This window comes from Pseudomonas putida, from assembly GCF_002906855.1.
GTDB classification, from domain to species: domain Bacteria; phylum Pseudomonadota; class Gammaproteobacteria; order Pseudomonadales; family Pseudomonadaceae; genus Aquipseudomonas; species Aquipseudomonas putida_N.
This window is the reverse complement of the sequence record NZ_MINI01000028.1, coordinates 1,092,794-1,110,981: the sequence shown is the minus strand read 5'-3', so window position 1 is coordinate 1,110,981 and position 18,188 is coordinate 1,092,794. Positions and strand designations below refer to the sequence as shown.

The window sequence follows — 18,188 nt, the reverse complement described above, 5'->3', positions numbered from 1 at the left end:
GGCTCGGTTGGTTCATCGGGGGACTATCCAGTCCACGTCGAAACTTCGGTGGAAGTCCTTGGTATCCGGGTCGCGGTCAGTGGCTCCCCAGCGGACGACATAGGCGCGCGGCTCGATCGCTGCACACAGCGCCTTGGTGACGGCCAGCACCGGCGCGCCGGTTGCGGCATACACGTCCAGCTGCAGGGTGAAGCCGTCGGTGTCTGGCCTGCCGGCCAGGTAGTTCTCAGGACTACCGGAAATCACGCTCCAGACGACATATGGCTTCAGCGGTTTTTCCGGCCCTTCCCCGAAGGAATACAGGCGGCAATCGATGCCTGAGCCGATGAGCGCGGCCACCCCGGGGTCTGCCGAGCAAACGGCGAAAATTGGCGCTTCCATGGATTCCTCACAGTGCTGCGTCGATTTCCTGAGCGAACACCTGCACGAAGCGCTCAGTCACGGCGTTGACGTTCGTGGAGAACGCCGGCCGCATGAATGGGGCGGGCGGGTTGTGCTGGGTGCCGAACTCCAGGTAGCGCCAGTGTCGGGTGTCGCCGCCGGGATTGCCGCTGGCGTCCTGGCTGTGTTGGTTGGAACTGGCGCCACCGCGAACACCGACCTTCATCACCACGCCGCCTTCGCGCCGCCCCTGGCGGGCAGATTCCTGGGTGACGATGTTCTTCCAGACCTTCTCGGCGGTTTCTGGATCGTCGAGCGTCCGCGCCCGCGCCTTGGCGTCGTCCCTGACGATGTTCATGGCCTGCCGGGCAGCCTTACGCAGGCCACTGCGGCGCAGCTTGGGAGCCAGGCCAACCATCTTGTCGGTGGCAGCCTTCAACCCCTGCAGGCTGGCACTGATACCGTCAGCCATCTTTCACCCCCTTCGATACCAGGATCGTCAGGTACTCCAGCCCCGAGTTGGGATCCGCCAAGGGCGGCCCCTCCATGCTGTAAACCTCATCGCGGTAAACGATGCGCATAGTGGGCAGCAGGCCGGGCCGGTATCGGATCACCATTCTCGCCGTGGCTTCGGACTGGGCTGCCTGAGCCGCCACCAGATCGCGGGCCGATAGCGGCTCGACACGCGCCGGACACTTCGTCCAGCGCGCCAACCACTGGGGTTCGCCGTATTCACCGGTAACCGGATCCCGGGGAATGGTCATTTCCTCGATGTCGATGCGGTGCCGGAGCTTACCGGCCTGCATCACACACCCATCCGGATGCGGTACGGCATCAGCAGGTGCTGGGACGCCAGCGGCAACTCGACTGCGGTCGTCCCGGTTACCACTTCCTCACGGTTGGCGAACAGGTGACCCAGCTTCAGCAGACAAGCAGCCTGGATCGCAGGGTTGATTACCATGCCGTAGGCGACGGCGTCGGCTTGATCGTAGGCGTCGGCCAGCGCCTGGCGGGCATGCTCAAGCAGGCGGCAGCGCAGTGTATGATCCTGCTCGCCATCAGCAGCAGCAACCGCCGCCGCGTTTGCCTCCCTGGCTTGCTGCATCGAAGCCGATACGCCGGCGCGGGCCTGGTCGAGAGCCACCTGATCCAGGTAGAAACGACGATTGAGGAAATTCATCGCCGCATCCTCCGCCGCGCCAAGTTGCGCCTCGACCAGCACCTGGTCTTCCGGCTCGGCCAGCAGGTGATGCATGGCCAGATCGATGGCGATTACTGGCATGGGTCAGTCCTCGGCCTGCACCGGCTCGCCGCCGGCGCTCAGCCGCTCAGCTTCCGCGTGGGCTTCTTCCTGATTTCCGGAGAACTCGCCAACCTGATTGCCTTCGGCGTCCACGACGATGTACTTGCCTGCGCCCTTGTGCTTCGCCTTGAAGGCGGCGACTGGCTGCGCGATCGGCAGAGTAGCGGCGCCCAGGCTGTCGGTGGTCAGTACGCCAGCGCCAGCAGCATCTTCATGCGAAATGGTCACCACCACCTCGCCTTCGGAGTCGTCCAGCTCGGCATAGCCCTTCTGGATCAACTGGCGCCCGTGCTGCTCGATGGTTTCGAAGGACGTTCCCGCAACCAGCGTCTGGCCGCCCAGGTACAGAGGTTTCAGGGTCTTCAGTTTCATGAATGCCTCCAGGGGCCGCCGATGGGGCGGCCCTCGTTCAGGGTTACGGGGCGACCGGCGCGGCGAAGTCACCGAAGATGAACGCTTCCGGACGTTTCACCGCCAAGGCGGCACGCTCTTCGCAACGGATCGAGATCAGGTTCTTCTCGAAGTCGTCGGCGTTCTCGGTCGAGATGACCACGTTGGCGTCTTCGCGGTCGAACAACTGAGCGCCGGTCTGGAATGCGCCAGTCAGGAACTTGCCCATGAAAGCAGCGACCTCGGTAGCCACAACAGGCAGCCCCCACAGCACAGGGCCAGCCAGGCCCAGCGGGTTGGCGAGGATGTAGCGGCCCAGCGTATCTTTGGTCAGCTCGATCTTGGCCCAGTCCATGAAGTGCAGGACATGGCCGGAAGCCGGCAAGCGCGCCAGCTGGGCTTGCAACATCGCCAGGCGGAGATCATCGATGCCCGAACGATCCTCCACCTCGAAGGCCGGGACATATTTCGAGGCCTGAGGGACGATGCCGTGCAGGTGCACGCCAGTGCCGTCACCGAACAGGATCTCCTGCTCTTCGACGTACTTGAGGCCGTAGCGCATTTCTACGTCGATGGTCGAACCCAGCTGGGCGAAGTCGTCCAAGATCTGCTTGGAGGCCTTGAACATGTGGGCGATGGTCGATACCGCGGTGAGCTTCGACGCGAATTCGATGCTCGAGTACGGCTTGGCAGTGCCCTCGGCCACGACTTTGGCGGCGTTGGTGAAACCGGTCTGCTGCACCCAGAAGATCGCCGGGGCGGTAGTTCGACCCGGGGCGATCAGGTCGCGGATGAACAGCCGCTGCTTCGGCGCGGTGTCGATCCCAGGCAGGCGCTGAGGCTCGACGATGCCGGCGGGAACATCGGTGGACAGCAGCGCGGCGCTGACCGGGATGTTGACGCGCTTGCCGCCCTCGATGCTGGCCGCGAACTGTTTGAGAGCTTCGCTCTTGATCACCACGCCGCCGAGGCTGTCCTGGGTTTGCGGGGTGCCTGGCGAAGGCAGGCGTGCGAACTCCTGTTCGAGCTCGCCAAGCTGGGCTTTCAGCTGCTTCTCGGCCTCGGTCAGGCTGTTGAACTTGGTGGCCATCTCATCGACGGCGGCCTTGGTCTCTTCGGACAGGCTGCCGGCCTTCTTGGCCTCGGCCAGGGCGTTTTCGGCCTGTTTACTGAAATCGCTGGTGGCCTGTTTGAGCTCGGCGGAAACCTGCTTGAGCAGGTCAGCGGTATTGTCTGCCATGGGATTGTCTCCGGTTACTTGAGGGCTGCTGCCGAGAACCGCGACATGGCGGCCTGTAGTTCGGCAAAGTGGGTGGCCAGATCGGCCTGGTTTTCGGCAGCGCTGCGCGTACCGGAGGGGGCAGCGCCTGGCGTACCACCCTTGAGTTCTTGAATGAGGGACCGCCGCTCGGAGCGGGGCATGCCCTGTTTGGCCAGAATCGCGTCCAATCGGCGAGCTGCGATCTGGTGCGGCGCCCTGGCTTGCGGGTCTTCCTGCGCGGCATCCGATGGGAGAAGCCCGTCAGCGAAGCCGGCGTCGACAGCCGCGCTGCCGCCCATCCACGTCTCGACGTCCATAAGGGCGCGCATCGCTGCGGCCTCATCGCCGGTCCTGACCGAGTAGATGTCTGCCAGGGTGCCGTCGATCTGGTCGAGGAAGTCAGCGACTTCGGTGAAGTCGTTTCGGTCCCCTGCAGCAATGGTCCAAGCGTTGTGGATCATCATGAAGCCGGCTCGGGCGATCTGGATTTCATCGCCAGCCATGGCAATGAACGATGCCGCCGAGGCTGCCAGGCCAAGCACCTGTACGGTCACCTTGCCCTTGTGCTCGCGCAGCAGGTTGTAGATCGCCAAGCCTTCGAAAACATCGCCACCGGGACTGTTGATCTTCACGGTGATGTCTTTGTCGCCGATGCTGCGAAGTGCAGCACTGACACGCTTGGCGGTGACGCCCTCGCCCGTCCACCAGTCCATGCCGATCGGGTCGTACATGGTGATGGTGGTGGAGTCGTCACCGGCCGCCGCCTTGATCGCTGGATTCCAGCGCTCCATGGCCTTCGGCAGTAGGTCGGACTCGACGCGCGCGTGCGGTCGCACCGCCGGCGCCGCCGGTAGTGTCTTGAGAGTCATGGGTTACTCCAGGTCAGGCCGCTTTGAGCAGCGGCATCGATATCAGCGCGTGGGCCATCATGGGTCCGTCTGGGTTCCCGGCTTCCAGAGCCTGGGATGCAAGCTCGACCGCCTTGTCGATGGCCTCTCGGTCATCGTTATTGCGCGCCGAGACCAACCGCAGCATGAATGCCGAGGCCGCTGGCGAGACGCCTGCACTCGGCTTCCCGAGCTGATCTAGGGGCACCAGTGCAGACTGGACCGTGTAGGTGTCGCCACCCGGTATAGGCGGCAGGTTCTCCAGTCGGCGCACCTCGTTGCGGGACATCCAGCCATTTTGCAGGGCCGTGTTGTACCAGGCGCCGCGGCCGGCGCTGTCCGCGCGCAGTAGGCCTTCCACCGCAAACTCAGCGAAGTAGTCTTCAGCATCGGCTTCACCGATCAGGCAGCGAGTGATCTCCTGCTCGATGTTGACCAGCAACGGACGTAGGCTGTTGGTGAGGAAGTGCAGGTTCTGCGCCTCAACTGAGGCAGCCCAGCTCGACTGCTTGTCCATATGCCCAACCATGAACGGTGGCACGCGGAACCAGCGGCACATTTCCTCGATTCCGAATGACCTGGACTCCAGCATCTGGGCCGCCTCAGGGTTCATCGTAATGCCCTGATACTTGAAGCCCGCTTCCGCCACCATGATCTTGCCGGCGTTCTTCGATCCCATGAACGCCTGCATGCTGGCCCGCAGCTGCTCGCGCTGTTGGGGCGTGATCTTGGCGTCGCTACTCAGGATGCCGGACGCCTGCATGCCCTGTGCGAACACCTTCGCCGCGGCTTCCTCGATCGCCATCGCCGAGCCGAAGATCTCGCGCCCGGTGGTGACCGGAAGCATCCCGCACACCCCGTCCAGGCCAAAGCCACGGATGTGCATCAGGTTCTTCTCGGGAATGTCGCGGTCCACGCCATTCTCGTTGTAGGTGTACTTCAGGCGCCCGTTATCCTGCCGCTTCACCCTCATGGACTGGGGCAGAAGCGGCACCAGGGCGATGATCCGGCTGCCGATCATCTTCTTCTCGACGAACGCATTGCCTCGAAGGCAGATGCTCGCTACCACCAGCAGCATGAAGCGCTGCGGGGTCATCTCGGCGTTCGGGATGCGACAAAGCACGCGGAACAGCGGATGGTCTTTGGCGACCTCGCGTGATCCATCGGGAAGGCGCCGGTAAAGCTTGAGCGGCAGGGTAGAGACGGACTCTGACAGCAGCCTTACGCACGCCCATACCGTGGACAGCTGCATGGCCTTGTCGACCGATACGTGCTTACCAGATGCAGAGCTGCCGAACCATTCTTGCCAAAATGCGCCGTCCTTCAGGCCGATGGGCACCCCGAGCCAGTTTTGCAGCGCAGCCTTCACCCGGCCCGGTTTCTTGTCGGCCATCAGATTCCTACCATGATCGGGTTATCAAAGAAGCCCTGGAGATCACCAGAGCCTTCCGGATTCAGCGCCATCAGCGAAACAGCATCGAATGTCGACATCAACGGGTCGATCTTCGCCGAGCCGCTGGCCTGCTTGGTGATCGTGATGGCATTGCCTTGCGGAACGACACGGGCATTACCGACGCACCAGTTCATCAGCGCGCTGCCGCAGTGGACCAGCTCGCCCCCGGCCACTTTGCGCTCGGTCGTCTTGATCGCGCCGTTGAGCTTCCAGCCCTGCGAGATGGCCACGATCTGTTCCATGGTGATCCCGCGCTCTTGGGTGGTGAGCTCGTCGACGATGTCGCCGATACCGGCCGAGTCCACGCCGATTGCCAGCTTCTCCGGCAGCAGGCCGCGGTCCCTGATGTCGCAGATGATGTCGGCTACCTGCTGGACATCATCACCTGGTAGATCAACGACGGTCAGATCGCCCGCCTTCTCGAAGTCCCTCAGCGCACTGGCGATATCCTTCCGCCGCTCGAACACGATGTTGTGCGCCCAGGCGTGCGCCCAGTGGAGCCATTGGCGAGTGAAGGGCTCGCGACCGAGCACAGTCAGGCCGAGCAAGTCGTCAAGGCCGCCTCCGTCGATCCCCACCGTGACCACTTCAGAGCGCTGCAGCAGGCTCTCCAGAGTCAGGCCAGCCTCGGCTCCAGCTTCCCAATGATCAGCGCCCGCCCAGCGGTCAGATCGCAGGTCAAGCCCGATTTCGACGTTGAGGTGTTTCGCCAAGAAACCGCGAATTGCCCCCTCGCCCTCTGCCTGCGCCTCCTGATACTTCTGCTCGATCACCTCCTGATCGACAGAAAGCCCCCAGTTGGGGTTGGTCACATGGGCGTTTGCCAGGTCACGATGCTCGTTCCGCTCGATCATCTCTTTCGGGAACTCGTAGATCACCGGCAGGAAGCGCCGGTCCTCTATCTCCCCGTCACGCACTTTGCGCGCGTAGTCCAGCTTGGCCTTGAAGGCGCCGGCCGGCGGCTCATCGGACTGGGTGGTGCAGTAGAAAACGAACCCCTCTGGGCGTGACGCCAGGCCGCCGGTGGCCTCGACCAGCATCTTCGCCGACTTGGCCTGCTTACCGAACTCCCAGAGCTCGTCGATGAACACACCAGTCGCTTTCTTGCCAGTGACAGTGGCCGAGTCGGCCGCCACCACCTTCAGGTTTGCCTTGTTCAGGTTGTCGGTGACGATCCGGTTGTATTCCTGCACATGGAACCTGGCCTGCAGGTCTTCGTCCGCATCGATCATGTCTCGGATCGGTTTGAAGGCGTTGTCAGCCGCTTCCTTCGTCGGCGCCAGGATCAGGAACTCGCCAGAGGGTCGGGTGTTCAGGATCAGGGCCGTGAGCATGATGCCCGCGGCGATCGTCGACTTGCCGTTCTTCTTGCTGACCATCAGGAAGTAGTTGGTGATCAGCCTGCGGCCGGCGTCGGCGTCATACGCGCCGAAGAGCGCGGCCACAACGTCGAGCACCCAGCTGCGGCAGGTATCCCCCATCAGGGGGCTGCCGTCGGCATCAACCATTCGAAGGTTGCAGAACACGTCGAGAGCATCTTCTGCCTGCTCGGGGAAGATGGGCTCCACCGGCACAAGTGCCTGGCCACGGACGATCCTGCTCTCCCAATCGGGGCACGCGGTAGTCCACTTCTTCATTTGACGGCCTTCAGGTGGCGCTCACGCAGCCCGAAGCGGTTGCCGCTGGCTCCCACCTTCGCCGCTTCTTCGAGCTTCTGTTCCTTTTTGCCCATGCCGGACTTCTTGCCGTGAAAGTACGGGAGCGCCGACTGGGCAGCATTGCGCCGATCAAAGATCTTGGCCTGGGGATCGTTCATCAGCGCCAGCAGCCAAACGAGCGGATCGTCGGTGTTGGGCAGGTCGACCAGGTCGCCCGACTCGTCACCCGCTGGGTCGGACTCGAACGCCTCTCGCTCTGGCTCCGGCTTAACATTTCGGGGCGCCTTTAACTTTTCCAGGGCGGCAACAACGTCAGGGTCTTTGGCGAGTCGAGAACCTGCTGCCGAAGCGCTGCCCGCCGCATAGCCTGCGGCTTCCGCCGCTTCGCGATTCGAGGCACCAGCAGCCTTTGACTCGACAAAACGGCGCTTTTTCGATGTTAACGCCATTAACAAAAACCTCTGAAACGGGAAAAAAATTCACGCGTGCGGGGACGGGTGGTCTGGAAGCGAAAAGCCATGAACTCTCCACCCACCCCTCCCCTTAAAATCGGGGAAGTGACGTGCTTCAAACAGATGAAGCACGCCATTGACGTGCATCAACCGATCTGGCCGGCGGCCTCCTCGGCTGCCTTCACCACATCGTGACAATGCCGGCACAGGGTCTGCCAGTTGCTTCGGCTCCAGAACAGCTTCATGTCGCCCCTGTGCGGGACGATGTGGTCGACGACAGTACCTGCGGTCACCCGCCCCTCACGCTGGCAGTACACGCACAGCGGGTTGGCCTGGAGCCATTCGGCCCGCGCCACTTGCCACTTGTACCCATAGCCACGCTGGGCAGCTGTACCCTTCGCCGTTCGCCATGACTCCGGGTTGACCGTCGCCAGCCTTGATGGCTGCGCCTGCATCGGTGGCTTGAGGGACGTGAGCCTGGCCATCAGCGGCCACCGTGAACGGGCGTGCCATCCAGGTAGGCCAATGGCACGGCGTCAGGATCTACATCGTCACCGTCAGCCAGCGCTTCGATCAGCGCCAGGTTCTGGGTGGCGATCTGCTCCAGTAGCGCAGTCTGCTTCCGCTGCTCGGCCAGCAAGTCGCTCACGCTTGGTTGCAGCTGAGCAGTGATGCCCGCCTCAAGCACGATCAGCTCACACTTGAGTCGATCAGCCGTCCCCGCCAGGTGTTGAGTCAGTCGCTCGCGCACCTCCGCCTTGATCGGGAATGGAACGCTGATCACCAGCAGGTCGCCCTTCTTCGGGCTCAGCTGCTCGATCTGGTGTGAAAAGGTTTCTTGCTCGCTCATACGCTACCTTTGTCCACTTCAACGCCCACTCTCGATGCTTCATACAAGTGGCGCATGTCATTAAGCGGCCTCCGCAGAAAAAGGGTGATGGCGCCGCTTCGCTTCGAGGTAAGCGGCCTCTGCCATCTCTTTATCCTTGAATCGGCCTATGTTGATTCGCTTTCCTTGGGTGCTCAGCTGAGCCCTCCAGGTTTGCGTCTGCTTATCCCATGTAATCCCTCGGACGCCGCTTGCGCCAGGTCGACGCTTGCGCATGTTCTGCAAGTTTTCGTGGCGCCTAAGCACCCGCAGGTTCGAGAGCCGATTGTCATCTCTCTCACCATTGATGTGATCAATGTCATGGCTGGGCCAGGCGCCATGGACGAGAGCCCAAGCTACCCGGTGGACGTAGAGATTCACACCATCCAGGCGAAGCTTCAGATAACCGTTGGAGCTCTTCGCTCCTTCAATCCTGCCCGCGTTCGGCCCTACAACCCTTCTAAGCACGCCGGAAGCAGGGTCGTAGGTTAACTGTTGCCTCAATCTATCGATGGGAATCACTGCTCAGTCCCTCCACTCGCGCCGGGCGGCGCATCCACTGCAGGCCATCACTCACCGTCCAGCCGAACATGAGTACCGTCACAGTTGAACTCAACGACCAGCCGCGTCACCTGTCCAGCTTCTTGAATCAGCTGGACCTTGGTCTGCCCTGCCAACACCTCGCCGCTGAACGCGTCATGCAGGCAAACGTGCATGCCGTCGCGCTTGACGACCAAAGGCCGCGAGGAGAGCAGGTACTTGATACGGGATTGCTCTGCCGTCCTCATTGATCACCCCTGAGCCTTGCGAGAAAGGAAAAGGTCGGAGTAGCCGCGAAGCTTCTCCACACCCATGAACCCGACAGCGCCGCCGGCGAATGTGGCCATACCCTGTGGCAAGCCCATCCATTCGAGCAGCGGCACCAGGGCTAGGGTGATCAGGCCGCACAGCGCACCTTCCAGCAACATCTGCCGACGGTTGCCTCCGCCATACATCACGCGGAATACAGCGATGGCGACCGACAGGCCGGCGGCGTAGAGCTGCGGCTGGTGGGCGATCACCCAAGCGATGAGTGCGGCCCAGAGGCCAGGGTCTTTCTCGGGCATCGGGGCCATCTCGATTCCTCCCTTTGCGGGGAGCGGAAAAAGAAAAGGCCCGCCGTTGTGGCGAGCCTAGGAGTGGGTGCGGAAGGCTGGGGCGACCAACCACCCAGCGAGAACAGTAGAGGAGCCTTATGCCCAGCGAGGTGGCTGCGCCTGGGCCGAGGTCGGTCGGGCCATTGCTTGCTCCGTAAATGAAAATTCGTGCACCGACGTAAAACCGGTCGGATGCTTGCCCAGGAGCCCCCTAGAGGCTAAAAGGAATGTTGCCCGATCTGGCCTCACTAGAGGGAACTAATAAATGCCGATCAGTGACATTTTTTTAATCGCTTACAAGCTCCACGGGGAGGCTCGCGAATTCATCGTCCGCGCCGAGCGAATGAATAACGCTGAGGCTTGGCACTGGGCGGCCTGCGAAGCTGGCGTAGGAGTCATTCCTAAATTCACTGCTTCAGATATCAGGAAGGTCTCTCGACCTGTTGCTGAGCGCTTCGGCATAACCGACGTCCAATGGCGGAGGTCAGCCACCCTATGAAGTACCGCATTGACTACAACCTCAGAGGCCATACCAGGTTTTGGATCTGCGATTGGTCTACTAGGCCGAGCGAAGACAATGTACTCACCGCTCTCCTCCGCCTGCATGCCTCCACTGACGCCCTGTCCGAGATGCGCGCACCGCGCCGCTTATCACATGATGATCTGCGCATTGCGGTCGCCGATTTGGGTATCTCGGATGTACGCATTGAGGGGGATAAATAGCTATATCGGGATACCCAGGCCGACGCTGGGAAGTACGCCGGTCACTGCAAGGGCGCCGGTACTCGGCTCGGCCATAGGTGATGCTCCAGAAACGAAAAGCCCCGGTAAATGCCGAGGCTTGAAATAGTTCGCTCGATCTTCACGCCCAAACCCTAAAGTAGTTTCGCATGTCCTTGCGCTTCGGAAACATCGAACAACTGCCTGATAAATTCAAACTCATCAGCAGTCAGACCTCGTTTCGGGGAATGCTCCGCGAGCACTGATGATTTATGTTCTAGTGCGGCTTGCCATGCCTGCTGCCAGATAGTCCATTCGAGGTTGGTAGACACATCCAAATAGCCTTCATTCAACCGGGCAAGCAAATGTTCAGGCCTGGAAGCCTCAAACTGGTCACGCATTGTCTCTTTTTCACGCCTAACGGTTATTCGAACCTAGGGTATCGGCATGGCCACTCACAATTTTAGGCTTATCGCAAAAAATGGAGAATGGATAACTGGCATCGGGAGATCGTCAGAAATTAAAGGCGCCCGCGAAATGGCGAGGCCTTGGAATAAGTTGCGGAGGGCCGGCGCGTATCCGGCTTGTTGGTCTGGATCGCTGGGTCACGTACCCCAGACTCTCATCGCGTAGTCGATCAGGGAGCGCACGGCTTTGATCGACGCCACTACCGACTTAGCCCGGCTGCCCGAGCGTGTCATCCGCATAAGAAAAAGCCCAGCGGGAAAGCTGGGCTTCTTGAAATAGTTTCGCTTTAGGCTCGGCGCTCACACCCCGGCCTAGAGGTGTCAATGATCAGGTCGCCCTCGACACGGAAACCGATCATACCGAACAGGAAGGAGTGGTTCAGCTGGCTCATCACGACATCGGTAAGGCCCACAGCACATTCGTCCTTCTGAATCGCATGATCCATAGCGGTCTTCATGTTAGGGATGCCGGTGGGGAAGATGATGACAGGATAGTTATCCTCACCAATCACTCGCGGTCCCTTCACAAACTTCGAGGAGTTGATGTTGTAATTCTTGGTGCTGGCCACCGTCATGTCTGCAACACGAACAGTGCAGCCAGATACGATTGCGGCTGCGGCGATGACTGCGAGTACGGCTTTCTTCATGGTTCCCTCCGGTTTGAGGGCGCGAAATATATCAAAAAGCCATCACTATAAAAACCCCGACGCAATGGCCGGGGTTCGTTGGTGTCGCGTTGCTTGCAAGCTGGACACGCTGCTATGAAAGCAGGTGTTTATCCGCCCGCATAGAGATTTTTAAGCCGCCTCTCGAATTTCTTCGAGCGCGCAGTCAATCCATGCCACGCCGGCCTTGATGATCTCCCGGGCCTTGCGCTCGGACATGCCTGCTTCCCTTCCGACTCGCATGGCTGGGTGCTTTGAGCCGTAGTAGGCCCAGACGAAGTCACCCATTTGCTGGTTGCGCTTCGTCAGCCTGGCCACCGCTCCGTCGATGATCAGGGCCAGGTCGTCTGTGATGACATGCTGCCGAGCACCGCCCTCGCTGGGTACGTTGTCGCGCATGAGCGCATAGAGTGGTGACACGTAGCGTGGCACCCCCATCTCACTCATTCGCCACCAGCCCCACTGCTCGAGCATGTATTCGGTGTCGCCCAGCGCCTTGTCCACGTAGGTTCGTTTCTTCATGCAGCCCTCCGGGGCGTTGGGTCGGTGTCCAGGCCGAACAGCTCGCGCAGCAGCTTGTCAGCGTGTTTGTTCTTGGCGTTGCCTTCGGTGATCCAGCCCTTGGCGAACTGCTCGAAGCCAACATTGGCGCGCGCGGCGTGCCAGTCAGCCACGATGTCCATCAGGGCCGCTGATGCGATGCGGCCGTTGTTCTGCTCCAGCAACATGCGGTTGCCCACCTTGAGGAACTTGCACTCCACGGCGGTCAGGCTTTTGCGCGGCAATGCCACAGTTACGTTGCTCATCGAGAACCCCCTTGGGCCGCACGGGCCTCGGCAATTCGCACATACCCCAGAAACTGGTCAGCCGCCATCGACTCTTTGATCACGTCAAGGATCATCCGGTCCAGGCCCTGCTGGGATTGCTGCTTGGCCTCCTTACGTAACTGTCCACAGCGGTACAGGGCGCGGGTACGGTCATGGTTGATGTGCTTGAGCGCTGCCTTCGCCCGGTTGTACCAGGCTCGGTCGTATGGCGTGCCCTGGATGGCACGCTCGACGGCCTGCGCCAGCGACAGCTCCAGGCAGATAGCGTCAGCCACCAGCTGCTCATGCAGGGTCTCGCAGGCCTCCAGGGTGTCGGGCAGCTCGCGGGGCCCAACTAGGCGCGGGTGCGGTTCTGCAAGCTTAGGGGTATTGCCAGTGGCAACTGGCTGTTCCGCGCCGGCACGCCTCGTCACGCTCACCGACACGACCGGGGTTGCAGATTTGCCAGCGCCAGCGCGTGGCCAGAAATTAGAAAGATTCATGCTTAGCTCCTTTGGTGCGGTGGCGGCCGGCAAATGTCCTGCCCATTTCGACTTCTTCGTTGCTCGGCTGATACCCGACCAGCTCGGCAAACCTGTGATAGGCGCCCTGATGCTGCACTCGGCAGAATCCGGTCTCGCCGTGGCGGTTTTTGTCCACGATCAGCTCGGTGACGCCCGATTGCCCCTCTTCGGACTCGCTGTCTCGGTGGACCAGCACCACCACGTCGGCGTCGGCTTCGATCTGGCCAGAGTCGCGAAGGTCGCTCTTCGTGGGGCGCTTGTTGGCGCGGTTGCTTGGGCCGCGGTTCAACTGCGCCAGCACCATCACCGGGACGCCAAGCTCCTTCGCCAAGCGCTTGATCGACTTGCTGATGTCGGTCACCTGCTCGTATCTGCTGGCCGACTTGCTCTCGCCATTGACCAGGCCGATGTAGTCCAGCGTGACGGAGCCCAGGCCGTGCTCGCGCTTGACGGTCCGGCAGATCTGCCTGATATCCCGCATCGTCAACGAGGCGTCATCGCAGAAGATCAGCGGTGCACCATCGAGCTTGCTCACAGCCGCCGTCAGGCCTGGCCAATCGTTGTCGGCCATCGAATGACCTTCGGTGATGTGCTTCAGCTGCACGCTACCCACCGAGGCCAGCGACCGGTTTGTCAGCTCCACATCTGTCATCTCAAGGCTGAACACCAGCGACGTGGACTTGGCCACCAGCGCCACTCGCTCAGCGATGCCCAGGCCCAAGGTGGTTTTGCCGCTGCCTGGGGCGCCGGCAATAACCACCATGTGCCCGGCGCAGATGCCGGGAATGAACTTGTCGAGCGATGGCAGGCCGGTGTCGAAGCCCAGCACCACCTCACGATTGAACCGGCGATCAATCCCGTCGATTGCCTCGGGCAGGATCTCTCTCACGAAGCGGTACCGCTTGCGGGCATCCAGACCTTCCGCCTCAAGGGCGATCCAGGCCTGCTGCCCCTGCGCCAGCACTTCGTCCAGCGAGTCGCCATCTTTCAGGCGCTCCGACATGATGTGCGCAGCGGCGATCACCCGGCGGGCCACCGACCGCTGCTTCACGATCCGGGCGTACTCCGCGAAGTTTGCCGCGCTCGGCGTGTTGTGAGCGATGTGAGCAGCCACCGCCAGCGTGCCACGGCCGTCTGCCAAGGTCGGCCTGGCATCTGACAGGGTTACCACGTCTATCTGCCGCCCCTTCGCCTTGAGCGCCAGCAGCAGCTCAAACAGCTCAGCACAGTCGGACTGGTAGAAATCACCGACCTCAAGCTTCACGTCGTCAATGAGCGCTGGCTGGTGGATCATGGCGCCGATCAGGGCGTGTTCTGACTCAGGGCTGTGCAACCGTGACACATCCTTTGTGCAAGCCGCGTAATCTTGGCTGATCATGCCGCCCCTCCTACACGCGCTGACGACCAGGTGAAGGGCGCCAGCAGGCCGCCGTTCTCGCGCAGGCGGTCCATGGCTCGCGGCCCGATGTAGGCCGGTAGCTGCTCACGGTCCTGGTTGCTGATCAGGATCGTTGGGCGAACAAGCTGGTAGCGCCGGTCGATCACCTCGTGCAGCAGGCTCGGCATGAAGTCCTTGCCTGGGCGGGGCGTGTGCATGCCGACCTCGTCGATCACCAGCAAGTCGACAGCGGCCAACTCAGCCAGCAGGTCGGACTTCGAAGGCCCTGCGTTGCTACGGAAGCTGTCCGTCACGGCCTGCATGATTGCCTCGGCAGTCACATTCAGGCCTTTGGCGCCGTATTCCCGAACAACGTGCTGCAGGATGGCGCAGGCCAGGTGAGTTTTCCCGTTCCCGACCTCGCCCAGTAGCATCAGTGCGCGGCCAGCCCGGTAGTGGCCTTCGAACTCCTCGGCGTAGCGCCGGCAAATAGACTGGGCGCGGACCTTGGCCGATTCAGCGTTGGTGATGAAGCTGTCGAACGTGCAGCCCCGGAAGCGCGGCGTGATGCCGGTGGCGAAAAGGTCACGGTTGAGCTCTTCGGCTTCCTTCTCAGCGTACGCAGCGTCACGCACGCTGCCCTCGCACTGGAGGTTCAGAGCCTCCCAGCGGCAGCGCGGGCACTCAGTCGCCTTCCACCCTCCACCAAACTGCTCGACCTGCTTCGTTTCGTACTGGCCATGACCAGGTGCTTCACATTTGGCAATGCCGGTGGCGCGCTCGCCTGGGGCTGGACTGAATTTAGATGAGGTCATCAGGGTACATCTCCTGGTGATGGGAGGGCACTTGCAGTACTGCGCTACGCGATCCGGTAGCTGGAGCGCTCCAAGCGTCCTGTTTGAGTCGATTCACAAGCCATTCCGTCTTGAACCCCTGCCAGCCAGCCGTCATTGCTTCAGCCAGTGCCTTGTCGGAGCTGATGCCAGCTTGGCGGCACGACTCCAGCTCCTTCAGCACGGTGTTCCAGATCGTCGTATTGAGCGGGCCTTTCTTCTTCCGGAACTGGAAGTAGTCACGGGCGGTCTGTTCGGTCAGATCAGGCGGTGCCAACTCAAGCATTTGCTCGACCGTGAAACCGTCATTTCCCCTCTTACGGTTCGTAGGTCGACCGCCCTGCGCGCTCTTTTGCCACCAGCAAGCCGACACTTTCCAGCCACCGGATCGCGTTGCGCACAGCCCGCTCCTTCAGGCATGTGCGCTCGCAGATCCTGGCAATGGACGGCCAGCAGACGCCATCGTCATTGGCGTTATCCGCAAGCGAGATCAGGACCGACTTTTGAGCGGCGCTCATTTCGAGCGGCCAGCAGGCGGTCATTAGGATGGTGCTCACAGGTCAAGCTCCTCCGTAACTCGGCGCACAAAGGCGTCGTAGCTCTCGGTCATCTCGAAGCCCTTGTCTTCCATGGCCTGCCGACCAGCCTTGGCCAGCTCGTAGATAGTCCAGCGCTCGCGCTCGGGCAAGCCCTTGAACTGGGTGTAGGTTGGCCAAGGTCCATTGATGATCTTTGCTCCTGCGCGCTGCGGGAGCTCCTGGGCTGGGTTCGTGGTAATGGTCATTGGAGAGTCTCCGATGAGAGACCCGTAATACCGCTCACCACCTGCGCCATATCCGTCAGCGTGCCACCGGAGAGTCGGCGGACCAGGATGCCAAGGGCGGTGGTGGCGTTGATTGCCTCCACGGCCACGGTCGCCTTGATTTGCGCGTTGTCAGCGGACAGGGTTGCGTTGGTGCCAAGCCTGACCTTATCGCTGGCGTTGTACGCGGCGCAGGCCAGCTCCAGGTTGCCAAGGTGGGAGTAGCCATCTGGAGGGGTTGGGCTGATGAACGCGCCCGCGATCGGGATCAGCTGGTCCGGGTAAGGGGCGCCCTCCAGCAAGTGCCGGCCCATGGCCTCCCAGTGGTCTTGAGCCACGACAGCTGCGTCATGACCTGTCTTGCGCGCGAACAGCACCTTGAGCGCGTAGAAGGCCCGGATTAGGTCGATGTGAGTGTCGTCCTCCTTCTCGATTGAGTACTCGGGCTCGTTGATCACGTCGAGCGTGTCCTTGATGACCTCGAAGCACTTCAGCAGCAGGGCCGCGTCGGTGTACTTCCGGAAGGCTTCTTCGCTGATCACCTCAACATCCGCAGGCGCAGGGAAATTCAGAACGTTGCTCATCATTGGGCCTTCTGGACCAGGCGGAACCGGCCCTCAAAATATGGGTGGGTCGCCTGGGTGGCGGTTACCATCGTGGATTCGGACACGAAGCGGTGGAAGGCGGCGGTGACGTGGCTTTTCGACCAGACCAGGTACTGCGAGCCGAGGGCTTCTTCGTGGCCATTGCGGACCATGCCGGCCGGGTTTGGCTGGTTGGGCCAGACCTTCAGCACATAGTCCACGACGGCGCCCGACAGGCCGTGACGCTTGAGCATGGTTTCCTTGATGCGGGTCAGCGACTGGCAGTTTTGCGGGCAGTGATCCCACACCGTGGTCTGGCTGAGGTCGTCCACTCGCCTCTCGATTCGCTCCAGGGCGATCTGCTGCTCGCGCTGCTGGCGTTCGACGGCCACCAGGTGATTGGCGTTGGCGGCGGTGATCTCGGCCTGGGTCATGGGGCGGGCTTGCTGGCCCTCCAGTTCGTTCAGACGGGCAAGCACACGGCGGCGAACGCCCTTCGACTCGCGCATGGCGACCAGCTTGCACTGATCGGCGGTGAGGCGAAGCCCTTCGGACTGGGTATTGTTCAAATTTTGCACTACGAAAGTTTCGTAGTGCTCCCCGTCGAGCTCATCCTTGCAGCGAGCAACGAAATCGTTATGACGAACCGCCCCTTCGCCGAACGCAGCGCGGGCTTCGTTGACGAGCGCCAGCAGCTCAAGGGTGTCCATGGTGGTGAAGGCGGCAGAAGGCAGGCTCATGCCGCGCCTCCCGCGCCACGATTTCGAGTGGTGGCTTTCTGTGGCGCGGAGTTCTCCTCGTAAGTCTTTCGGAAATGCTTGATCTGATGCTCGACGTCACCGAAATTGGTGTCCTCAAGGTACTTGGCCAAGTTGGCCAGCGCGTCTGCGGTACGACCCCCGTCTTGCGTATGGCTTAGGTGGATGGCGCCTGCCAGAGCCGCCATCCACTCGAGATTTTCCTTGCAAACCATGAGCTGGAATTCAGCTTCTGCAGCCACATCTGCAACTGTCGGGGCGGCCGTCATACATCACCCCCGTTTCCAGCAGCTGCAGCCACGCTTTTCTCAACGGAGAAAATCAAGGCGCTCACGGTCTCTCCGAGGAAGCACAGGGCGGCCATGCCATCGCAGTAAGCCATTTCCCCCATGTTCAGGCTGTCGTGCATGTGCTGACAGAGCTGGCTCAACCCGGAGGACAGAGTTCGGGCCGCGCGCAGCGCGTCTTCTGCTCCCATGCCTGCCTCCACACTGAGCAGTTGATCACTGGTGTTCGTGATTGGCGTGTTGAGCAAGCCGATCTTGCGAGTGAGGATTTGTTGCGCTGGTGATGGCTCGGTGGTATTTTTTGGGTGCACGATATCGTCCTCCACAGACGAAGATTCACAAAAGGCTCCCTGCAAGGAGCTGGTTAAGAAGCCCGGCCTGCGAAGCCGGGTTTTTTGTGCCCGGGATTTGGGTAAGCCCCATCATCCACAGAGCACAAAATCTGCAACCCCCTCATCTGAGAGGGTCTGGGCCTACCCTGGGCGGGGCTGGCGAATAGTTGTTCGTGCGCACATATCACATCTCCAAAAACTGCAAGTCACACCTTAGAAGTGGGCGGCGACAGCCCCTTCTCG

Annotated in this window: 30 protein-coding genes; 1 reads left to right on the top strand and 29 read right to left on the bottom strand. The window is 61.4% G+C overall.

The window, feature by feature from the left end:
• Positions 1–12: 12 nt before the first annotated feature.
• The 15 genes from BGP85_RS05580 to BGP85_RS05510 all read right to left on the bottom strand — a co-directional run bounded on the left by BGP85_RS05580 (position 13) and on the right by BGP85_RS05510 (position 9,768).
• The gene (locus BGP85_RS05580; protein WP_103446289.1) at positions 13–381 is read right to left on the bottom strand and encodes a DUF3168 domain-containing protein; all 369 of its coding nucleotides are present in this window, start codon (positions 379–381) and stop codon (positions 13–15) included.
• 7 nt (positions 382–388) lie between these two features.
• A complete protein-coding gene (locus tag BGP85_RS05575) occupies positions 389–853 on the bottom strand; it encodes an HK97-gp10 family putative phage morphogenesis protein (RefSeq protein WP_103446288.1) in 465 nt (154 codons plus the stop codon).
• Positions 846–1,187 carry a phage head closure protein gene (locus tag BGP85_RS05570; RefSeq protein WP_103446287.1) on the bottom strand — a complete coding sequence of 114 codons (342 nt, stop codon included), beginning with the start codon at positions 1,185–1,187 and terminating at the stop codon, positions 846–848. Before BGP85_RS05570 ends, BGP85_RS05575 begins: the two co-directional genes overlap by 8 nt.
• Positions 1,187–1,663, bottom strand: a complete 477-nt coding sequence (locus BGP85_RS05565; RefSeq protein WP_103446286.1) for a head-tail connector protein — start codon at positions 1,661–1,663, stop codon at positions 1,187–1,189. Before BGP85_RS05565 ends, BGP85_RS05570 begins: the two co-directional genes overlap by 1 nt.
• 3 nt (positions 1,664–1,666) lie before the next feature.
• A complete protein-coding gene (locus BGP85_RS05560) occupies positions 1,667–2,056 on the bottom strand; it encodes a DUF7210 family protein (protein WP_103446285.1) in 390 nt (129 codons plus the stop codon).
• 43 nt (positions 2,057–2,099) lie between these two features.
• On the bottom strand, positions 2,100–3,314 hold the full coding sequence (locus BGP85_RS05555) for a phage major capsid protein (RefSeq protein WP_103446284.1): 1,215 nt from the start codon (positions 3,312–3,314) through the stop codon (positions 2,100–2,102).
• Between the two features lie 14 nt (positions 3,315–3,328).
• Positions 3,329–4,204, bottom strand: coding sequence for a head maturation protease, ClpP-related (locus BGP85_RS05550; protein ID WP_103446283.1), 876 nt, complete (start codon positions 4,202–4,204; stop codon positions 3,329–3,331).
• A gap of 13 nt (positions 4,205–4,217) precedes the next feature.
• Positions 4,218–5,615: a phage portal protein gene (locus BGP85_RS05545; RefSeq protein ID WP_258035841.1), complete on the bottom strand. Its 1,398-nt coding sequence runs from the start codon at positions 5,613–5,615 to the stop codon at positions 4,218–4,220.
• Positions 5,615–7,312, bottom strand: a complete 1,698-nt coding sequence (locus BGP85_RS05540) for a terminase large subunit (RefSeq protein WP_103446281.1) — start codon at positions 7,310–7,312, stop codon at positions 5,615–5,617. The genes BGP85_RS05545 and BGP85_RS05540 overlap by 1 nt, the downstream gene beginning before the upstream one ends.
• Positions 7,309–7,782, bottom strand: coding sequence for a terminase small subunit (locus BGP85_RS05535; RefSeq protein ID WP_103446280.1), 474 nt, complete (start codon positions 7,780–7,782; stop codon positions 7,309–7,311). The genes BGP85_RS05540 and BGP85_RS05535 overlap by 4 nt, the downstream gene beginning before the upstream one ends.
• A gap of 149 nt (positions 7,783–7,931) precedes the next feature.
• On the bottom strand, positions 7,932–8,270 hold the full coding sequence (locus BGP85_RS05530) for an HNH endonuclease (RefSeq protein WP_009685291.1): 339 nt from the start codon (positions 8,268–8,270) through the stop codon (positions 7,932–7,934).
• A complete protein-coding gene (locus BGP85_RS29435) occupies positions 8,270–8,635 on the bottom strand; it encodes a hypothetical protein (RefSeq protein ID WP_103446279.1) in 366 nt (121 codons plus the stop codon). The genes BGP85_RS05530 and BGP85_RS29435 overlap by 1 nt, the downstream gene beginning before the upstream one ends.
• Positions 8,636–8,695: 60 nt before the next feature.
• Positions 8,696–9,034, bottom strand: coding sequence for an HNH endonuclease signature motif containing protein (locus tag BGP85_RS29550; RefSeq protein WP_225785886.1), 339 nt, complete (start codon positions 9,032–9,034; stop codon positions 8,696–8,698).
• 188 nt (positions 9,035–9,222) lie between these two features.
• Entirely contained in the window at positions 9,223–9,441 is a 219-nt protein-coding gene (locus tag BGP85_RS05515) for a hypothetical protein (RefSeq protein WP_103446278.1), read from the bottom strand.
• A gap of 3 nt (positions 9,442–9,444) precedes the next feature.
• The gene (locus BGP85_RS05510) at positions 9,445–9,768 is read right to left on the bottom strand and encodes a phage holin, lambda family (protein WP_047594930.1); all 324 of its coding nucleotides are present in this window, start codon (positions 9,766–9,768) and stop codon (positions 9,445–9,447) included.
• Positions 9,769–10,054: 286 nt separating this feature from the next.
• On the opposite strand from BGP85_RS05510, the gene BGP85_RS29165 reads away from it, so the two are divergent.
• Positions 10,055–10,288, top strand: coding sequence for a DUF6555 family protein (locus BGP85_RS29165; protein ID WP_054886663.1), 234 nt, complete (start codon positions 10,055–10,057; stop codon positions 10,286–10,288).
• A 376-nt stretch (positions 10,289–10,664) separates the two neighbouring features.
• On the opposite strand, the gene BGP85_RS28645 is transcribed toward BGP85_RS29165, so the two are convergent.
• The 14 genes from BGP85_RS28645 to BGP85_RS05440 form a co-directional block, all read right to left on the bottom strand.
• On the bottom strand, positions 10,665–10,910 hold the full coding sequence (locus BGP85_RS28645; RefSeq protein WP_146048962.1) for a hypothetical protein: 246 nt from the start codon (positions 10,908–10,910) through the stop codon (positions 10,665–10,667).
• Between the two features lie 353 nt (positions 10,911–11,263).
• Positions 11,264–11,623 carry a hypothetical protein gene (locus BGP85_RS05495; protein ID WP_103446276.1) on the bottom strand — a complete coding sequence of 120 codons (360 nt, stop codon included), beginning with the start codon at positions 11,621–11,623 and terminating at the stop codon, positions 11,264–11,266.
• A gap of 150 nt (positions 11,624–11,773) precedes the next feature.
• Positions 11,774–12,163, bottom strand: coding sequence for an antiterminator Q family protein (locus BGP85_RS05490; protein WP_012313237.1), 390 nt, complete (start codon positions 12,161–12,163; stop codon positions 11,774–11,776).
• Positions 12,160–12,447: a hypothetical protein gene (locus tag BGP85_RS05485; protein ID WP_019752326.1), complete on the bottom strand. Its 288-nt coding sequence runs from the start codon at positions 12,445–12,447 to the stop codon at positions 12,160–12,162. The genes BGP85_RS05490 and BGP85_RS05485 overlap by 4 nt, the downstream gene beginning before the upstream one ends.
• Complete coding sequence (locus tag BGP85_RS05480) at positions 12,444–12,950, bottom strand: hypothetical protein (protein ID WP_060519518.1); 507 nt, start codon at positions 12,948–12,950, stop codon at positions 12,444–12,446. The genes BGP85_RS05485 and BGP85_RS05480 overlap by 4 nt, the downstream gene beginning before the upstream one ends.
• On the bottom strand, positions 12,937–14,349 hold the full coding sequence (locus BGP85_RS05475) for a replicative DNA helicase (protein WP_060519516.1): 1,413 nt from the start codon (positions 14,347–14,349) through the stop codon (positions 12,937–12,939). Before BGP85_RS05475 ends, BGP85_RS05480 begins: the two co-directional genes overlap by 14 nt.
• Positions 14,346–15,164 carry an ATP-binding protein gene (locus tag BGP85_RS05470; protein ID WP_060519514.1) on the bottom strand — a complete coding sequence of 273 codons (819 nt, stop codon included), beginning with the start codon at positions 15,162–15,164 and terminating at the stop codon, positions 14,346–14,348. Before BGP85_RS05470 ends, BGP85_RS05475 begins: the two co-directional genes overlap by 4 nt.
• Positions 15,151–15,468 (bottom strand): hypothetical protein, encoded by a 318-nt coding sequence (locus BGP85_RS29160; RefSeq protein WP_258036114.1) that lies wholly within the window; start codon positions 15,466–15,468, stop codon positions 15,151–15,153. The genes BGP85_RS05470 and BGP85_RS29160 overlap by 14 nt, the downstream gene beginning before the upstream one ends.
• A 31-nt stretch (positions 15,469–15,499) precedes the next feature.
• Positions 15,500–15,739 (bottom strand): helix-turn-helix domain-containing protein, encoded by a 240-nt coding sequence (locus BGP85_RS29155; protein WP_258036113.1) that lies wholly within the window; start codon positions 15,737–15,739, stop codon positions 15,500–15,502.
• Complete coding sequence (locus tag BGP85_RS05460; protein WP_060519512.1) at positions 15,736–15,966, bottom strand: hypothetical protein; 231 nt, start codon at positions 15,964–15,966, stop codon at positions 15,736–15,738. Before BGP85_RS05460 ends, BGP85_RS29155 begins: the two co-directional genes overlap by 4 nt.
• Positions 15,963–16,568: a hypothetical protein gene (locus BGP85_RS05455; protein WP_060519589.1), complete on the bottom strand. Its 606-nt coding sequence runs from the start codon at positions 16,566–16,568 to the stop codon at positions 15,963–15,965. Before BGP85_RS05455 ends, BGP85_RS05460 begins: the two co-directional genes overlap by 4 nt.
• A complete protein-coding gene (locus tag BGP85_RS05450) occupies positions 16,568–17,308 on the bottom strand; it encodes a phage antirepressor (protein WP_103446275.1) in 741 nt (246 codons plus the stop codon). The genes BGP85_RS05455 and BGP85_RS05450 overlap by 1 nt, the downstream gene beginning before the upstream one ends.
• Entirely contained in the window at positions 17,305–17,595 is a 291-nt protein-coding gene (locus BGP85_RS05445) for a hypothetical protein (RefSeq protein ID WP_103446274.1), read from the bottom strand. The genes BGP85_RS05450 and BGP85_RS05445 overlap by 4 nt, the downstream gene beginning before the upstream one ends.
• Complete coding sequence (locus BGP85_RS05440) at positions 17,592–17,924, bottom strand: hypothetical protein (protein WP_103448204.1); 333 nt, start codon at positions 17,922–17,924, stop codon at positions 17,592–17,594. Before BGP85_RS05440 ends, BGP85_RS05445 begins: the two co-directional genes overlap by 4 nt.
• Positions 17,925–18,188: the final 264 nt, after the last annotated feature.

Coding starts and splice junctions, on each gene's coding strand:
- BGP85_RS05580 (WP_103446289.1), bottom strand. CDS start 381: ATGGAAGCGCCAATTTTCGCCGTTTGCTCGGCAGACCCCGGGGTGGCC.
- BGP85_RS05575 (WP_103446288.1), bottom strand. CDS start 853: ATGGCTGACGGTATCAGTGCCAGCCTGCAGGGGTTGAAGGCTGCCACC.
- BGP85_RS05570 (WP_103446287.1), bottom strand. CDS start 1,187: ATGCAGGCCGGTAAGCTCCGGCACCGCATCGACATCGAGGAAATGACC.
- BGP85_RS05565 (WP_103446286.1), bottom strand. CDS start 1,663: ATGCCAGTAATCGCCATCGATCTGGCCATGCATCACCTGCTGGCCGAG.
- BGP85_RS05560 (WP_103446285.1), bottom strand. CDS start 2,056: ATGAAACTGAAGACCCTGAAACCTCTGTACCTGGGCGGCCAGACGCTG.
- BGP85_RS05555 (WP_103446284.1), bottom strand. CDS start 3,314: ATGGCAGACAATACCGCTGACCTGCTCAAGCAGGTTTCCGCCGAGCTC.
- BGP85_RS05550 (WP_103446283.1), bottom strand. CDS start 4,204: ATGACTCTCAAGACACTACCGGCGGCGCCGGCGGTGCGACCGCACGCG.
- BGP85_RS05545 (WP_258035841.1), bottom strand. CDS start 5,615: ATGGCCGACAAGAAACCGGGCCGGGTGAAGGCTGCGCTGCAAAACTGG.
- BGP85_RS05540 (WP_103446281.1), bottom strand. CDS start 7,312: ATGAAGAAGTGGACTACCGCGTGCCCCGATTGGGAGAGCAGGATCGTC.
- BGP85_RS05535 (WP_103446280.1), bottom strand. CDS start 7,782: ATGGCGTTAACATCGAAAAAGCGCCGTTTTGTCGAGTCAAAGGCTGCT.
- BGP85_RS05530 (WP_009685291.1), bottom strand. CDS start 8,270: ATGGCCAGGCTCACGTCCCTCAAGCCACCGATGCAGGCGCAGCCATCA.
- BGP85_RS29435 (WP_103446279.1), bottom strand. CDS start 8,635: ATGAGCGAGCAAGAAACCTTTTCACACCAGATCGAGCAGCTGAGCCCG.
- BGP85_RS05515 (WP_103446278.1), bottom strand. CDS start 9,441: ATGAGGACGGCAGAGCAATCCCGTATCAAGTACCTGCTCTCCTCGCGG.
- BGP85_RS05510 (WP_047594930.1), bottom strand. CDS start 9,768: ATGGCCCCGATGCCCGAGAAAGACCCTGGCCTCTGGGCCGCACTCATC.
- BGP85_RS29165 (WP_054886663.1), top strand. CDS start 10,055: ATGCCGATCAGTGACATTTTTTTAATCGCTTACAAGCTCCACGGGGAG.
- BGP85_RS28645 (WP_146048962.1), bottom strand. CDS start 10,910: ATGCGTGACCAGTTTGAGGCTTCCAGGCCTGAACATTTGCTTGCCCGG.
- BGP85_RS05495 (WP_103446276.1), bottom strand. CDS start 11,623: ATGAAGAAAGCCGTACTCGCAGTCATCGCCGCAGCCGCAATCGTATCT.
- BGP85_RS05490 (WP_012313237.1), bottom strand. CDS start 12,163: ATGAAGAAACGAACCTACGTGGACAAGGCGCTGGGCGACACCGAATAC.
- BGP85_RS05485 (WP_019752326.1), bottom strand. CDS start 12,447: ATGAGCAACGTAACTGTGGCATTGCCGCGCAAAAGCCTGACCGCCGTG.
- BGP85_RS05480 (WP_060519518.1), bottom strand. CDS start 12,950: ATGAATCTTTCTAATTTCTGGCCACGCGCTGGCGCTGGCAAATCTGCA.
- BGP85_RS05475 (WP_060519516.1), bottom strand. CDS start 14,349: ATGATCAGCCAAGATTACGCGGCTTGCACAAAGGATGTGTCACGGTTG.
- BGP85_RS05470 (WP_060519514.1), bottom strand. CDS start 15,164: ATGACCTCATCTAAATTCAGTCCAGCCCCAGGCGAGCGCGCCACCGGC.
- BGP85_RS29160 (WP_258036114.1), bottom strand. CDS start 15,468: ATGCTTGAGTTGGCACCGCCTGATCTGACCGAACAGACCGCCCGTGAC.
- BGP85_RS05460 (WP_060519512.1), bottom strand. CDS start 15,966: ATGACCATTACCACGAACCCAGCCCAGGAGCTCCCGCAGCGCGCAGGA.
- BGP85_RS05455 (WP_060519589.1), bottom strand. CDS start 16,568: ATGAGCAACGTTCTGAATTTCCCTGCGCCTGCGGATGTTGAGGTGATC.
- BGP85_RS05450 (WP_103446275.1), bottom strand. CDS start 17,308: ATGAGCCTGCCTTCTGCCGCCTTCACCACCATGGACACCCTTGAGCTG.
- BGP85_RS05445 (WP_103446274.1), bottom strand. CDS start 17,595: ATGACGGCCGCCCCGACAGTTGCAGATGTGGCTGCAGAAGCTGAATTC.